The following is a 15,858-nucleotide window of genomic DNA, read 5'->3' as shown; positions in this document are numbered from 1 at the left end:
AGGGCTTCTCTATTTTTTATTTGTGACTTTTCAGAACGCCATGTAGCATAAATTGAATAAATTTTTTGACATCGTCATCCACTGTTTTTCGCTGGTACGTTTTTTCAATACTTAATAATGCACTAACGTTATATAAAATAAACCGAGTTGCATCATCTACACTGATGCCCTCTTGTAAGCAATTGGTTTCAGGTTCACTTTCAAAAATAGCCGCAATATTATTGATATAGGTTTTTTTGAAAATTTGATACAGCGTACGATTGTAATCAGGGCCCATTTCTTGAAACATGTCGTTCAACATTAAGAAAAGATTGGTCGGATGTTCATCTAACAAAACTTTGATTAATTGATAAAGTTTTTCTTCTACTGATGCATTTCCAGAAACAATTGGGACTAATTCTTCCTGAACACGGGACGTTAATTCTTCAATCACAGCTAAATACAGTTCTTTTTTATTTTTAAAATGGTGATAGAGATTCGGTTGGGTAATGTTCGCTTTTAAAGCAATTTCACGAGTGGAGGTATTTTTGAACCCCTTTGTCATGAATAATTCAGAAGCGACAGACAAAATAATTTGCCGTGTACGTTCTAAATCAGCTTTGCGTTTATTTGGCTTTTCCATGGTTTTCTCGCCCCCTGCTGCTTTTTATTTTAGCATATTCTCCGGCAAGAAACGAGAGACCTTTATACAAAAAACGAAAAATATACAATCAATGTGCCTGCTATTTGGAGAAGAATCGCGCAATAATACCACCGCTGCAGATGTATCAGCCAGCCTTTTTCGCCCCCAAAATAAATCAACCACTGCAGTCCAGATAAAAAACTATTAGCCAACAACCAAAAAAGCAGCGCCGATTTTGTCCATCGATTCTCTCTGAATACACTCAGTACAAATAAAGTATTTAGCACCAAAAACGTGCGCCGTAATTGCCGTACATTCCTCATTTTCCCCATTGATATATCTCCTTTTTCTATTTAGCATAGCAAAAAGAGCCTGGGACAAAAATCACTTTGAATTTTTGTTCCAGGCTTAAAAATTGATAAACGGCGGGAACAGAAGCAACTCCTTCGGAAATAAGTCAAAATTCTCCAAAAATTATAGAACAATTTTCGGAAATTCCTTCTTATTTCTCGGAGTTAAACACTTCTGTCCCGACCTCTTTCAACTTATTCAAAAACAAATTGATTTTTATAAAGTTCCGCATAGAATCCATCTTGTTCAACTAGTTCATGGTGGTTGCCTTCTTCAATGACTTCACCGTCTCGTAAAACAATAATCCGATCCGCATTTAGAATCGTTTTCAAACGATGGGCAATCACAAAACTGGTGCGCCCTTTAATTGCTTCGTCCATCGCTTTTTGGATTTTAGCTTCTGTTACTGTATCAACATTACTTGTTGCTTCATCCAAAATTAATAATTCTGGATTGGTAATAATCGTTCGTGCAATACTTACTAATTGCTTTTGTCCCGTACTGAAAAGATTATTCTCTTCCGTAATCTCAGTATCGTAGCCTTGCTCAAGATTTACAATAAATTCATGGATATTCGCTTGTTTCGCTGCTTGAACAATTTCTTCATCCGTGGCCTCTGGCTTACCAAAAGCAATATTCTCACGAATTGTTCCTGAAAATAGAACGGACTCTTGCAAAACAATGCCTACATGTGAACGCAAGCTATCTAAATCCATTTCACGAATGTCCACACCATCAAACGTCACGGCGCCTTCATTCACATCATAAAAGCGATTCATTAAATTCATAATCGTTGTTTTTCCTGAGCCTGTCGGTCCGACTAAAGCGACCATTTCACCTTTATCCACATGAATAGAAACATCTTTCAACACAGGCGTTTCTGGATTATAGCCAAAAACAACATGATTTAAAGCCACAGCTTTGTTAATCTCTTCTAATTTTTCGCCATTTTCGGGACGAATTTCATCTGGTTCATCAAACATCTCATTTAAACGACGAGCGCCTGTAACAGCTAATTGAATCATGCTATAACCTGAAGAAATTTGCATCAATGGTTGATAATATTGTTGGGAATATTGGACAAACATAACGACTAAACCTAGCGCAGCGGCACGATCAACAGAGCCATTGATTGCTAACCAACCACCAAAGAAAATAACAATCGCCGTATTGACTAATGACATTCCTTGCATCATTGGGAAAAGTAATCCTGAATACACTTGACCTTTATACGTAGCTGCACGAACTTTTTCATTTTGCTCTAAAAAGCCGTCAATGGTTTCTTCTTGTAAGCCATTAGTGATAATCACACGTTGCCCACTAATTTTTTCATCCATATAGCCATTTAATTTACCCACTTCATCTTGCTGTAAATCGACATATTTGCGCGCCTTGCTAATCACAAAGACCGCAATTAAAATCGCAATCGGCGTAGAAGCAATTGTGGCCCATGCTAGTTCCACATTTTGACGGAACATCATGATTAAGACACCAACCAATAAGGCTATATTGGTTAATACTTGTAGCAACGCTTGGTTTAAACTGTTTTGGATGTTGTCTAAATCACTAGTAAAACGACTTAAAATTTCACCATCTTGATGAGAATCAAAGAAACGAATCGTCAATTTTTCTAATTTATTAAACAAACCAATCCGCATGCGGTTTGTCGATTTCCCCACGACTTGTGTAAAGAGAATACTATAAATGAAACTAGCGGCACTAGTTAAGACATAAAAAATGAGTAGTTTCCAAATGACAGAAACGAACGCACTTTTATCGTCTTTTCCTTGCATCACATTAACCGCATATTTCGCTAATTCCTGAATAGCTTCCCCAACGAATTGCGGCGCTTTGACTTGTAAATAAGTCGCTGCGAAAATTGCTAAGAAAATAAAGAGGAAAGAAACTTTGTAACGTTTTAAATAATGATAGAAAAATTTACTAGCTTTTATTAAATCAGTCATTAAGCTTCCTCCTTTCCTTTTTGAGTTTCGTAAATTTCTTGATACACGGGGTTCGTAGCTGCTAATTCTTCATGCGTGCCTTCCCCGACTAAACGTCCATTATCCAATACTAAAATACGATCTGCATGGACAACAGAAGAAATTTTTTGGGCAATAACGATCGTGGTAGTCTCTTTTAACTCTTTATCCAACGCTTCTCGGACTAACCGCTCCGAACGAGCATCCAACGCGCTGGTACTATCATCTAAAATCAAAATTTTAGGCTCACCAATCACACCTCTTGTAATTGATAACCGTTGTTTTTGTCCACCAGAAAAGTTATTACTCCGTTCTTCGACGGGTGCATCATAACCTTCTGCTAATTTTTCAATAAATTCCTTGGCTTGGGCGATGCCTGAAGCCCGTTCCATGTCCGCTTCAGAAGCGTCACGTTTACCATGGCGTAGATTTTGCGCAATCGTTCCAGAGAACAGGATTGCTTTTTGCAACACAAAGGAAACTGTTTTTCGTAAACTGTGTTCGTTCACTTCTCGTAAATCGACACCACCAACTTCAATCTTTCCTTCTGTCGGATCAAACAAACGTGGAATTAATTGTGCCAATGTAGATTTACCAGCGCCAGTTGCGCCCACAATCCCAATCATTTCACCTGGCTGAATAGAGAAAGTGATGTCTTTCAAGGTATCTTCTTCATCCCCAGGATAACGGAAAGATACGTGATCAAACTCAACACTACCAATTAACTCTTGTTCTGGGACTTTTTTGTAGGTAACATCTGGTTCTGTTTCCATCACTTCTTTAATCCGCTTAATGGAAACAGCGGCACGAGAAGTCATCATCATCATCATTCCGCCGATAATAATCGCCATCATGATTTGCATTAAATAGTTCATAAAGGAAGCGACACCACCGATTAAAGTTGGATCGTCCTTGACTAAGTTACTCACAAAGAAAATCGAGCCTACAACGGCTAAGTTCGCCACCAACATAAACGCTGGAATCATCACAGCAAATAAGCTACCTACGATTAAGTTATGGGTGGTTAATTCTTCACTCACTTTTGTAAAACGTGACAATTGATTTTTTTCTTGAACAAATGATTTGACGACACGAATGCCTAACAAATTTTCTTTTGCGATACCATTAATCTTATCAATCAAGTTTTGAATAATCATGAAATGCTTGCCCATTTGCGAAAAGGACAGCATAGAAATCAAAATAACTGCGATGACAAGTGCAACAATCACCCACCATAGTTGTGGCAAGGTTAGCATCGCTAAAATAAAACTCCCGATAAATAAAAAAGGAATTCTAAAAAGTGTCTGCAACGCAATCATAATGACATTTTGAATTTGAGTAACGTCATTTGTTAAACGAACAACTAAGTTACCTGCTGAAAATTTTTCGATATTGCCAAATGAAAAAGTTTGGATTTTGCGGAAAGTTGCTTCACGAATGTCAGCACTGACACCTTGGGCAACTTTGGCAGAAAAAATTGTATTAATAACCCCTGCAACGAGTCCTAATCCTGCAATGGCAATTAATTGAATCCCTAAGTTTTTCATTTTGTCGCTATCGTCATTCATAATTGCTTCCAACACTTGTTGTAACAATTTTGGTTGCCAAAGTGCTGAGACAACCATTACGATCACCGCCAACAAGGCAATAACTACCGAGCCTTTGTATTTTTTGGCGTGTTGAATAATAAGGTCCATCTTATCCCTACTTTCTTAAAATAGTTCCCTGCTTCTTCAGTGTTGGTCTGCGAATTCTTCCCCATTACAAAAAAATCAATTTGCTCATTGACTTCACCAATTTAACACTGTAAAATAAGGCCGATTCATAATTTACCATTTTTAGTGGTAAAATACAAGCGAACAAGTTAATTTTTCACAAGTTTTTCCTATCATAAAGTGTACCTTCTTTTTGATAAACTTACGAAGATAACGTTTAATAGGAGCTAAAATCATGGAACCGAAATTATCAAAAGACACGATTATTGCAGCCGCATTTTCTTTGTTAGAAAAAAGTCCCACTTTAGAACAACTTTCTATGCGTAAAGTCGCCAAACAGCTTGGTGTACAGGCGCCCGCAATTTATTGGTATTTTAAAAATAAGCAAGCCTTACTTCAAAGTATGGCTGAAGCGATTGAAGAGCACTTTCAAGAACCTGCATTATGTGGTGAATGGTATTCTGACTTACTAGCCTTCATGGAAAACTATTATGATCTCTATCAACAATTTCCCTGTGCCGTAGCTATCGAAATCCAAACCGTCCCTGCCTATCCCCAACGATTACGCCATTTGAATCAAATGATGGGCATTTTAAGAGAAGCAGGTTTTTCACCAGAAATGACTCATTTAGCAGTAACGTCTTTACAACATCTTTTATTTGGGATGATTATGGACGCAACGGAGGAAAAACAGCTCGTTTCGCAAGTGTTGAACGGAGATGACTATCTAAAAGAACAAGTGCTGCACATGAAACAATATGTCTCTGACAATGAGTTAACATACATGGAAGAAAGCATTCAATTTCGGCGCTCCATCCACCAAAAATCCGCCTTTATTCAAGCCGTTAAAACCTACTTAGATGGGTTGCAAGCAGACAACACATCTTCATCTAAATAAAAAAAGCCCTTGGTCCGTCAGTCATTTCGACTGACGGACCAAGGGTTAACTTTTAAAATAAATATTGAAAACTACTTTCTCTATTTTGGTATTGGTAGCCAAGCCAAGGCTTTTTGAATCCATTCATCCCAGAACACCCAGTCATGTTCTCCTGGTCCAGTTTCAAAAGTGTAACTTGCCTGTGCCTGTTCCAACGCTTGAGCCATCTGTTGATTAGCAGAAAGTAACATATCTTGCTCCCCACAACAAAGGTAAAATTGGGGCATTTCTGTTTGGCTTTCTACTAATTGTTGTAGTAAATACAGCGGATCGTGAATAGAACCTTCAATTTGATCTAACGGGCCAAAAATACCTTCCCAATAGCTTCGCTTACGGACTTTTAATAATTCCCCAAAACTAGTGGATGATAAACTGACTGCCCCAGACAAAGAAGCAACGGCTGCAAAAGATTCTGGTTTCGCTAATCCTAATTTCAAGGCGCCATAACCACCCATTGACAAACCAGCGGCAAAGGTTTTTTCTCGTTTTGTACTTAACTGTGGAAAGAGTTGATGACAAATTTTCGGTAATTCTTCTGAGATAAACGTCCAATAGTTCATATCGTATTGCGTGTCCGTATACCAAGCTAAATCCGTGGACGGCATAATGACAGCAATCCCCAAATCAGCGACATACCGCTCAATAGAGGTTCTGCGAGCCCAGACGCTGTGATTCCCTCCCATCCCATGTAATAAATACAACACGGGAATATCTGTCAATGCTGCTTGGGTACTTGTGCCCACTTTTTTTACCGTTTCTTGTGGTAAAATTACGTTCACATTCACTTCCATTTCCAATACATTTGAATAAATATTTGCTTGTAAAAAGGCCATCTACTTTTCCCTCCAATACTCTTTCTATTAGTGTACCACTAAACCTTCGCTCGTTGCGCTTTTGCGAAAATATTTAACAAAAGAGCGACAACAACTAAGCCCGCACCGACTAAGTAAACATTATGCAGACCTGCATAGAGGATACCGCGTAATGGTTTTAACAACGCAGCTGGAATTAAATTTGCAGTATGTGGATTCACTAATTGATTCATGACATCTGCATCGACGTTTAACGCGCTCGCTTCCAATTTCGCAAACATTCCTGCATTTAAAATCACACCAAAAATTGACACCATCACAGTCTGCCCAATTGTACGCACCAACGTATTAAACGATGTTGCAACCCCCATTTTTTCAGGATCCACTGTACTTTGTGCTGTCACCGTAGTCGTTGTGATAGTAATCCCAAAACCAACTCCTAAGACAGAAGACACTACAAAGAAAAGCCAAAACGGAACGGCCATTGGCATTACCACTAAAAAGATGGCCCCGACTAATAGAATCGATAACCCAATCGTTAAGACTTTTTTCATAGCATATTTTTCCATAAAGCTACTTGCTATAAATGATCCAGCCATCCAAAGTAACGACATAGGCGCTAAAACTAAGCCACCAATTCCTGCACTTTTTCCTAAGACACCTTGCATCCACATCGGAATGTAGACATCAATCCCCATTAAGAAACCGCTAATAAGCGCTGCAATAAGATTTACTAAAACAAACGTTGGTTGATTAAATAAATGCAAATCAATCACTGGGTCTTGCGCGCGTTTTTCTATCATCACAAACGCTACAAAAAAGAGCACACTCAAACTCAAACAACCAAATGTTACTAATGTAAAACCATTATCGCTAATCATTTGAAAACCTAGCAATAACGTTAGCAGCACTGCCATCAAAGTGACGCTGCCCAAAATATCCATTGGCATCTTGGTCCGTTCCCGCTTTGGTTCAACTAAGAAAATACTAATCAAGCCCAATAAAACAAGTCCAATAGGAACATTAATGAAGAAAATCCAATGCCAACCGACTGTATCTACAATAAAACCACCTGCTAACGGACCAAAAATACTAGCAATTCCCCAGGCGGCACTGTTTAAACCTAAAATTTTCGCTCGCTTGTCCAATGAATACATATCGGCAATAATCGTTAACGCAACTGGTAAAATTGCGCCTGCCCCCACACCTTGAATTGCGCGGGCAATAATTAAGGTCAACATATCTTGGGCAAAGCCACACAACGAGGAGCCCAAAATAAAAATAATAATGCCAATCATGAAGACAGGTTTACGACCAATTTTATCCGCAAGTTTCCCATAAATCGGTGTTAACATCGCATTCGTTAATAAATAAATTGAAAATACCCAGTTCATAATTTCCATGCCATGTAACGAGCCGACAATCGTTGGCATCGCAGTAGACACAATGGTCCCTTCAATGGCTGTCATAAATGTTGCCACAAAAACACTCACCGTGACTAACTTAACATTTGTTTCTTTTGCCATTTGTTCACATCCTTTTCTATTCAATTGTCAATTTTCTAAATTGCTCCATAGCTATTCTATACAAAAAAGAACAAAATGTCTTAAAAAAATGCTTTTTCATAAAAAAATTATTGCAAAAAAAACAAGAAGTCAGCCAATACTTGGCTGACTTCTTGTTTTTTTTATTTAATTATTCAGCTAAACTAGCTTTTAACGCTTCAACTTTATCTGTTTGTTCCCAAGGTAAATCAATATCTGTTCGACCAAAATGACCATAAGCCGCAGTTTGTTTATAAATTGGGCGACGTAAATCTAGCATTTCAATAATACCTGCTGGACGTAAATCAAAGTTTTTACGAACTGCTTCGATTAATTTACTTTCTGGAAGATCACTCGTACCAAACGTATTAATAGAAATAGACACTGGTTGCGCCACACCAATTGCATAAGCTAATTGGACTTCTACTTTTTTCGCCAAACCAGCAGCAACAATGTTTTTCGCGATATAACGCGCAGCATAACTAGCAGAGCGGTCAACTTTGGTTGCATCTTTTCCAGAAAAAGCGCCGCCGCCATGACGAGCATAACCGCCATAAGTATCAACGATAATTTTACGACCAGTTAAGCCGGCATCTCCTTGAGGGCCACCGATTACAAAGCGACCAGTTGGGTTGATAAAGTATTTTGTTTCATCATCTAAAAGTTCATGAGGAATCACCTCATTGATTACTTGTTCTTTAATGTCTTTTTCGATTTGTTCTAAGGTTGTTTCATCATCATGTTGTGTACTGATGACGATCGTATCCACACGTTGTGGTTGACCTTGATCATCATATTCCACTGTTACTTGAGATTTTGCATCAGGACGTAAGTAAGGTAAGACTTTTTCCTTCCGCAATTCTGCTAAACGGCGAACCAAACGATGACTTAACGCAATCGGTAATGGCATTAATTCTGGTGTTTCGTCAACGGCAAAACCAAACATTAAGCCTTGGTCACCAGCGCCAATATCGTCTTTTTCATCTTGATCACGCACTTCTAAGGCTGCGTCAACCCCTTGAGCGATATCAGGTGATTGCTCATCGATTGCTACAAGAACTGCGACAGTCTCTCCATCAAATCCATATTTTGCTCGTGTATAACCAATATCTTTCACAGTTTGACGAACAATTTTTTGGATATCTACATAAGCTGTTGTAGAAATTTCTCCAAATACTAGGACTAAACCAGTTGTTACGGATGTTTCACATGCCACGCGGGCCATCGGATCTTTCTCCAAAATCGCATCTAAAATTGCATCACTGACTTGGTCAGCTACCTTATCTGGATGTCCTTCTGAAACGGATTCTGATGTAAATAAATGTCTTTCTGTCATAATGTTATTCCCCCTAAATAGTTTCGGTTACAAGGCATCTTTAGCCAGTAACGACAATTACTTGCTAAATCCTTTCGGGAACTTGTAACAAAAACAGTATACCAGATATCTAAAAAAAAAGCTTAGGTTTTCAAGAAAATCATTAACCTATTATAAATTTCTATCACACTATTCAATAAAGAATAGCGAATTTTTAACTATCTTACTTGTTGCCATAGTCAGCAAAATACTACAACTTATTAAAAACAGAAAATAAAGTAAAATCTTTACTAAAGAAAACTGTACATTGAATAAAATATAGGCACTTGCGAGAATGCCACCTAAAGTCAGCGAACAAAAAACAGAAAGATACTCTGCCACCTTTTTATCTTTGATAATTACTGAAAGCAATAGAACTAAACTTCCTAACAGGTAAGTAATAAAAGGTAAAGTAACTATGTTCTGTGGTGCCAATAGATAAAGATATGGACTCTTTTGGTTATTTAAAATAACAAGACTAATAAGTAGTTGAAACACTTGAAAAGGTACACTAATCATTACAGCAACCACTATTTTCCCAACAACTACCCTAGTTATACTGACAGAAGACAGAAGTAATAGAGGTAGGGTCATTTGCTTTTTTTCTTGAAGCATTGTACTCATGATAAACATAGCAGCAAAACTACCGGCCAAAGTAAAGCTGGAAAATAAGTTAGCTTCATTTGGCAAAACAATTCCTTCTGAACCGCCGCTTTTACTAATGAAAAATGTAAAAAAAATCAAATAAAGCATTAGGCCGAAATATTTCCAAAGATGACTTTTTAATTCCAGAAACTCACGTTTAATCACTACTTGGATTTCATAAAAAAATTCTTTATTCATGGTGTTCACCTACTTTTTCCAAATAGATTTCTTCTAAATTGACTCCTATATTTGGCTCATTGAAGCAGACTTTTCCATTATTTAATATTAAAAAATTAGTACATATTTCTTCAACGAAAGCTAAATCATGACTATTAATTAAAATGATTTTTCCTGCTTCTTTTAAATGAATAATTAATTGTCGTAACTTCTTTTTCATTTCTGGATCCAAAGCATTCGTAGGTTCGTCAAAATAATAAGCTTCACTCTCTCTTAAAAAAAGCATTGCTAAAGCAACTCTTTTTTTTAATCCCTGTGACAATTTATCTACACGTTTAAACTCATAGTCTATTAATCCAAATTCTTTTAACACTTGTTTCAATTTTTTTGACTTTTGTTTTTCCCCCGACAGCTCCAATTTAAAAAGTATATTTTCTCTGACTGTCAGTCGTTCATAAAAACCACCCATTTCCGGAAGATATTCTACTTTTTTTATATAATTATGTACTACACCTTTGCTCGGCTTCAGCAATCCTAAAACTAAATAACTTAGTGTCGTTTTTCCCGCACCGTTGTGCCCGAGAATCCCCCAACATTGTCCTTTTTCGATTTTCCAATTAATATCTTCCAAAACAAAATAATTTTTTTTGTAGAAAAAACTAATATCTTCAGCATAAATTTCGCTGTTCTCACTCCGATTTTCTCTCATTATCTACCTCCTATAAAAATGATGATTATTTATTTATCGTAACGTAAACACCATATTTTGTAAACGATTTCTTTATCTCTAACAAAAAACTTCCAGCCCCTTTCATCTGAGCTGGAAGTTTCTTGCTACTGTAAAATTTTCTCCGCGATAAAGTGTGTATATTGCTCGCCACCTACCACATTTGGATGAACTCGGTCATCATAAAACCAATCATCATGGGCGTTACTATAATTAAACCAGTCAATGACCGTTAAGTTATCGTATTTTTTGTCCATTTGACTAAGTAAACTATTTACTTGATTTTGCCATCTTCTAGTTGGAACGCGAACATTAATCCAATAAACTTTTCGATTACCTAACGCTTTCATAAATTCATCAAATTGTGCCTCTGTAAAAGGACCATTCGTACCTAAACTCACTAAAACAGTATCTTTAAGCATTTTCTTTTTGTCTAGTTCACCAATTAGTGAAATGCTACTATACAATTGACGGCCCACTTCCCCATCGATAATCATTTTAGGGAAAATATCTTGTAACCCGCTAGCACCATCTAGAATAACAGAATCACCAATAGTTGTGATTTCTAAATTCTGCGCTTTTTTTACTTGCTCTGGTGTGAGTTGTGTGGGTAGAACGTCTTGGCTTTCACTCGGTTTTGTACTACTTTCTGTGGACGTGCTACTATTTTTCGTGCCACTTTCTTGGACTTCTTTTTTACGTTCTTCAATTTTTTGCTGATTTTTCGCAATATTTTTTTCTAGTTGCTCTTGTTGCGCACTTTTAGCGTTTGCTGGAGCCACAATTAAACCGAATACTGCAATCACGCTAATCACTGTCATAAAGGCCATTGTCCCTTTTTCACGAAGGTCCCACGGTTTCCGTAAAAACTCAGTGAATTGAGTCCAGACATCCTTATAAGACAATCGTGTCAGTGGATGTTCGATAAAACGATATGACAATTCGCTCACGACTAAAATTAATGCTATTTCAACCAATGAATGTAGAAAAACATGGTCCGATAAGGTCTTAATTTTGGCCTCATAAAAAATCATGATTGGGAATTGATACAAGTAAATGCCATAACTCCGTTTACCTATCCACGTAAAGACTGGATTCGTTAACCAACGATTCATATCTGCCCCTGGATGTGCAGTGACGGCCACTAAGACAGTGGCTGCCAAACTAATTAAAAACATGCCGCCGTAATAAACAAAATTTGTATGATCTGATAATGTTAAAAAGGCTAACACTAAAAGAACTAAGGCACTTAAACCAGCGCCATTTAAGATTTTTTTAGAGGCTTCTGGAATTTCTTCTTTCAAACGTGTGCTTGGCCAAACATACGCCAATGCACCACCTAGTAAAATAGAAAAAACACGTGTGTCTGTTCCATAATAGACACGTGTAGGATCTGCGCCAGGAACATATAAAACGGCCATCAGCGTCACCGAAATTAAGGCGCCGATTAAAACTAAACTGAAAATTCGACCGCGCTTACGAACAAAGCGTTCCAGAAGAATAAAAAGTAATGGCCAAATTAAATAATTTTGCGCTTCAACTGCCAATGACCAAATATGTACAAATGGCGATTGTGTCGCAAATCCATCAAAATAAGAAAACCCTTTAAAAATTTGCCACCAGTTGTTGTAATAAAAAACACTACTAGCGACAACGCTGCGAATATTGTTTAATAAATCCTGCTGAAAGAGTGTAATATAACTAACTGCACTTAAAAGCATCACAATTAATGCTGGATACAGCCGTTTCATCCTTCGCACATAAAATCCTTTTAAATCAATGGTCTGATTTTCTGCCCATTCTTGCCGCAACAAGTCGTTAATAAGATAACCTGAAACAACAAAGAAAATCGGAACACCTAAGTAGCCACCTCGCATGACTTGGGGAAAAAGGTGATACAAAATCACGCCAATTACAGCGATCGTCCGAATGCCATCAAAACCTGTAATATAGCGTTTTTTCTTGCTATTTGCTGTCTGATTCATTTGTGCTTTCCAACTTTTCTATAAAATTATTCTTTTCCTTTATTTAAAGAAGCAAGTAACTTTAATATACGTTTTTTCCTAGGAAATGGCAAGCAAACTTTGTCTCCTTTAGGCTTTTTTTACAATTCAAAAAACCAACATTTTTTAAATTGTAAAAAAACAACCAAAGCTTATGAAAATCACTCATAAGCTTTGGTTGTTTACTCATATCGTTTTCGTTTAGATGAAGATGGAATCCCTAAGGCTTCACGATACTTTGCCACCGTTCGCCGGGATATTTCCATGCCTGAATCTTTTAATCGCTCGACTAATTTTTGATCAGATAACGGTTTACTTTTTACTTCTTGATCAATTAATTTTTGTAGTTGCTTTTTAACCATCGTTGTTGAGACATCCTCGCCATCTTCTTCTGATGAAAGAATACTTGTGGAGAAGAATGAGCGCAATTCAAAGACGCCAAACGTGGTTTCTAGATATTTTCCATTGACCGCACGACTAACTGTCGATTCATGAATAGACAAAGCATCCGCAATTTCTTTTAAAGTCATTGGTTTTAATGGCCGATCTGCTTCTAAAAAGAAGGCTTCTTGACGGCGCACAATTTCTTGCCCTACACGTAAAATTGTATCCCCCCGCTGATTCACTGCGCGCTCTAACCATTCAAATTCGTTTTTCTTATCCTTAATATATTCTTGGACTTCTTTGTCGTCAGTCTCTTGCATTCGTTTGAAATAATTTTCTTGAAAATTTAATGTCGGTCGACCAGCTTTGTTGGAAATCACCACTATTCGATCTTCCTTGATTCGGACAGTTAAATCTGGTCGAATATACAATTCCTCGGTCGCATCAAAAATATTCCCTGGCGCTGGCGATAACGTTTGTATATAATCAAAAATCAATTGAATTTCTGCTAATTCAATCCCGAATTTTTTAGCTAACGGGCCCCATTTACGACTCACTAAGGCATCAAACTCTTCCTCCAATAAAATATACGCTAAATTAGGCGCGGTATCGTCTCGTTCTGTTTGTAGCATCAAACATTCTTGTAAATTGCGTGCCCCCACACCTGCTGGATCTAGCTGTTGTAACAAAGTTAATGCATCTAGCATTTGAATGGCGCTTGCTTCGGTTTTCTCTGCCGCTTCTTCTAACGAAATCGTTAAATAACCATTCACATCTATATATTCTACTAAAAACAAAACCAATGTTCGCAAGTATGTATCGCGGTAATTCAAATGAATTTGATCAATTAAAGACTCAAATAATGATAAATGATAGTCTGGAATTTGATTCATATAATTATTTTCTTCGTCTTGGTTGGTGTAAGAACGACTAGTTATCGGAAAATCTGTGGTGTACTGCGTGTCTACTTGTAAATCAATTAATGGATTCTCTAGTGCTTTCGCTTCAACAAAGGCAGCCAGTTCTTCCGTATTAAATTGTAAAATTTGAATGGATTGTTGAAGCTGTTGAGTCATGGCCAACTTCTGGACTTGTTTTTGTTGCTGGGACATTCGTTGCTCAAATTTCATTATTTTCGTCCTCCCTCTTGTAATTTTTGTCAATATCAGCTAAACTAGTATTCGTGCCGCGCCCTTAGTGTAGTGGATATCACGTAAGATTCCGGTTCTTGAGACGGGGGTTCGATTCCCTCAGGGCGCGTTATTTAAATATGTTGATTTATCAACGTTTCTGGACACTCTTTACTGGCCTAATGAGTGTCTTTTTTCTCGTTTGGGGACGAACTCTAGGGACGAGTTTTCCATCAATAGCCTTTTTTCAAACTTTTCATGTGTTGAAAGGTCTACCACGCTTTCAGTATTAATATATATCTTTGTTATATTTGTATCTGAATGCGTCAGCATCTGAGAAATTTGTTCCATAGTAGCTCCACCTTCATAAGCCAACGTACTAAATGTATGTCTAAACATATGAGGTGTAGCATGAACTAAATATGGGTGTCTCTTTTCCACAGCATTAATTCTATGATTCAAATAATCAATATGCACAGGAACATTTAATTTATTCGTTTTTCTCGTTTTATAGGTAAACACAAACTGCTCATCCGTTTGTACAATTCCTATTTTTAATAGCTCTTCTTTTTGTTTTTCTTTCCAAATCATCAATAATTTTAATAGAAATTCTGGAATGTGAAATCTAGTTTTTTTGTTTCCTTTAGTTGAAGTTATATTTCCCTTTGCATCCTTGCTTTGAATCAATAGAATACTTCCACCGAAATTAAAATCAACATGCTTCCATTGTAACGCATAGCTTTCACTTTTTCTATCTGCTAAATGAAGAGTTAACATAAACAACACATAATCTTGCAAAGATAAAATACCTTTTTCAAAATCAGTTTGAAAAGCTTGAATCCAAACTACCAATTCTTTAGCGCTTAAAGATTCCCCTAATAATTCACGTTTTTCTTTCAAACTATCTTTCTTTGGTTCCCCAATATATCGAATAATTTTAGCAACATTGTTGTTGTCAATATAATCCAAAAAATCTGCCACATCAAAAACATTGTTAACATAACTTTTTAACGCTTTAATATTCGCATATTCCCTTGATTTTTTATTTAGTTCTCTTACCAAAAGTTCTTTATTACTATTCAATTCAAATAATGTAAATGAACCAAACAAAGGTAAAATATGCAATCTAAATATACGTTCTGCATTATCTATTGTTGCTTTTTTCGGCGCTTTTCTACTTCCTAACGACCCAGAAATATACATTGACCAATAAATATTCTTAAAAAAATTTTCAAATGTAATTCCTTGTTTTCTATCAAAGATATTACCATTCTGTTGCTTTTGTACTTGTTTTATTTTCTCTAAAAGTTCTTTTTCTACAAGAAACGCTTCTTCATACGAAGAATAAGTTTTTTTAAATCTAGCTGTCGTTAGTCCTAAAAATTCTCTGACATCTTTTGGATAATAAACGTCTACTTTAAAATTACCACTTGCCATTTTTGTTATTGACAATTCAACTTCTCCTTTCTATCAGA

Annotated in this window: 12 protein-coding genes, 1 tRNA gene and 1 riboswitch; of the genes, 2 read left to right on the top strand and 11 right to left on the bottom strand. The window is 36.8% G+C overall.

The annotated features are described in order from the left end of the window. Nucleotides 1–16: 16 nt before the first annotated feature. The 3 genes from IGK03_RS03015 to erfC all read right to left on the bottom strand — a co-directional run bounded on the left by IGK03_RS03015 (nt 17) and on the right by erfC (nt 4,652). Nucleotides 17–622: a TetR/AcrR family transcriptional regulator gene (locus IGK03_RS03015; RefSeq protein WP_002355664.1), complete on the bottom strand. Its 606-nt coding sequence runs from the start codon at nt 620–622 to the stop codon at nt 17–19. 545 nt (nt 623–1,167) lie between these two features. Beyond that, nucleotides 1,168–2,937, bottom strand: a complete 1,770-nt coding sequence (gene erfD / locus IGK03_RS03010) for a multidrug ABC transporter ATP-binding protein/permease ErfD (protein ID WP_002358756.1) — start codon at nt 2,935–2,937, stop codon at nt 1,168–1,170. Continuing rightward, complete coding sequence (gene erfC, locus IGK03_RS03005) at nt 2,937–4,652, bottom strand: multidrug ABC transporter ATP-binding protein/permease ErfC (RefSeq protein WP_002368063.1); 1,716 nt, start codon at nt 4,650–4,652, stop codon at nt 2,937–2,939. Before erfC ends, erfD begins: the two co-directional genes overlap by 1 nt. 253 nt (nt 4,653–4,905) lie before the next feature. Between erfC and IGK03_RS03000 the strand changes: the two genes are divergently transcribed. After that, complete coding sequence (locus IGK03_RS03000) at nt 4,906–5,568, top strand: TetR/AcrR family transcriptional regulator (protein ID WP_002368062.1); 663 nt, start codon at nt 4,906–4,908, stop codon at nt 5,566–5,568. A gap of 80 nt (nt 5,569–5,648) precedes the next feature. Here IGK03_RS03000 and IGK03_RS02995 read toward each other — a convergent pair whose 3' ends face one another. The 7 genes from IGK03_RS02995 to rpoN form a co-directional block, all read right to left on the bottom strand. Next, entirely contained in the window at nt 5,649–6,440 is a 792-nt protein-coding gene (locus IGK03_RS02995; protein WP_002355660.1) for an alpha/beta hydrolase, read from the bottom strand. Between the two features lie 38 nt (nt 6,441–6,478). Beyond that, nucleotides 6,479–7,945, bottom strand: a complete 1,467-nt coding sequence (locus IGK03_RS02990; RefSeq protein ID WP_002407996.1) for an MDR family MFS transporter — start codon at nt 7,943–7,945, stop codon at nt 6,479–6,481. A gap of 169 nt (nt 7,946–8,114) precedes the next feature. Continuing rightward, nucleotides 8,115–9,299, bottom strand: a complete 1,185-nt coding sequence (gene metK, locus IGK03_RS02985) for a methionine adenosyltransferase (protein WP_002355656.1) — start codon at nt 9,297–9,299, stop codon at nt 8,115–8,117. Next, a riboswitch (SMK box riboswitch) is annotated at nt 9,297–9,392 on the bottom strand. (Overlaps the previous gene by 3 nt.) Before the next feature lie 75 nt (nt 9,393–9,467). Further along, entirely contained in the window at nt 9,468–10,160 is a 693-nt protein-coding gene (locus tag IGK03_RS02980; protein ID WP_126268189.1) for a hypothetical protein, read from the bottom strand. Next, nucleotides 10,153–10,848 (bottom strand): ABC transporter ATP-binding protein, encoded by a 696-nt coding sequence (locus IGK03_RS02975; RefSeq protein WP_126268190.1) that lies wholly within the window; start codon nt 10,846–10,848, stop codon nt 10,153–10,155. Before IGK03_RS02975 ends, IGK03_RS02980 begins: the two co-directional genes overlap by 8 nt. A gap of 125 nt (nt 10,849–10,973) precedes the next feature. Continuing rightward, a complete protein-coding gene (locus IGK03_RS02970; RefSeq protein ID WP_202334770.1) occupies nt 10,974–12,851 on the bottom strand; it encodes an acyltransferase family protein in 1,878 nt (625 codons plus the stop codon). A 200-nt stretch (nt 12,852–13,051) separates the two neighbouring features. Beyond that, on the bottom strand, nt 13,052–14,383 hold the full coding sequence (rpoN, locus tag IGK03_RS02965; protein WP_002361288.1) for an RNA polymerase factor sigma-54: 1,332 nt from the start codon (nt 14,381–14,383) through the stop codon (nt 13,052–13,054). Between the two features lie 58 nt (nt 14,384–14,441). Here rpoN and IGK03_RS02960 point away from each other — a divergent pair. After that, nucleotides 14,442–14,513 (top strand) — tRNA-Arg (locus IGK03_RS02960). 41 nt (nt 14,514–14,554) lie between these two features. Here the strand turns inward: IGK03_RS02960 and IGK03_RS02955 are convergent. Continuing rightward, a complete protein-coding gene (locus IGK03_RS02955; protein WP_025193939.1) occupies nt 14,555–15,835 on the bottom strand; it encodes a tyrosine-type recombinase/integrase in 1,281 nt (426 codons plus the stop codon). Nucleotides 15,836–15,858 lie beyond the last annotated feature (23 nt).

Source organism: Enterococcus sp. DIV2453a, assembly GCF_050533535.1.
Classification (GTDB): domain Bacteria; phylum Bacillota; class Bacilli; order Lactobacillales; family Enterococcaceae; genus Enterococcus; species Enterococcus faecalis.
This window is presented reverse-complemented; position numbering and strand designations above follow the sequence as displayed.

What these genes read in the sequence shown, in the direction of transcription:
- rpoN (WP_002361288.1), bottom strand. Translation starts at nt 14,383, where the DNA reads ATGAAATTTGAGCAACGAATGTCCCAGCAACAAAAACAAGTCCAGAAG.
- IGK03_RS03015 (WP_002355664.1), bottom strand. Translation starts at nt 622, where the DNA reads ATGGAAAAGCCAAATAAACGCAAAGCTGATTTAGAACGTACACGGCAA.
- erfD (WP_002358756.1), bottom strand. Translation starts at nt 2,937, where the DNA reads ATGACTGATTTAATAAAAGCTAGTAAATTTTTCTATCATTATTTAAAA.
- IGK03_RS03000 (WP_002368062.1), top strand. Translation starts at nt 4,906, where the DNA reads ATGGAACCGAAATTATCAAAAGACACGATTATTGCAGCCGCATTTTCT.
- IGK03_RS02990 (WP_002407996.1), bottom strand. Translation starts at nt 7,945, where the DNA reads ATGGCAAAAGAAACAAATGTTAAGTTAGTCACGGTGAGTGTTTTTGTG.
- IGK03_RS02980 (WP_126268189.1), bottom strand. Translation starts at nt 10,160, where the DNA reads ATGAATAAAGAATTTTTTTATGAAATCCAAGTAGTGATTAAACGTGAG.
- IGK03_RS02975 (WP_126268190.1), bottom strand. Translation starts at nt 10,848, where the DNA reads ATGAGAGAAAATCGGAGTGAGAACAGCGAAATTTATGCTGAAGATATT.
- erfC (WP_002368063.1), bottom strand. Translation starts at nt 4,652, where the DNA reads ATGGACCTTATTATTCAACACGCCAAAAAATACAAAGGCTCGGTAGTT.
- metK (WP_002355656.1), bottom strand. Translation starts at nt 9,299, where the DNA reads ATGACAGAAAGACATTTATTTACATCAGAATCCGTTTCAGAAGGACAT.
- IGK03_RS02970 (WP_202334770.1), bottom strand. Translation starts at nt 12,851, where the DNA reads ATGAATCAGACAGCAAATAGCAAGAAAAAACGCTATATTACAGGTTTT.
- IGK03_RS02995 (WP_002355660.1), bottom strand. Translation starts at nt 6,440, where the DNA reads ATGGCCTTTTTACAAGCAAATATTTATTCAAATGTATTGGAAATGGAA.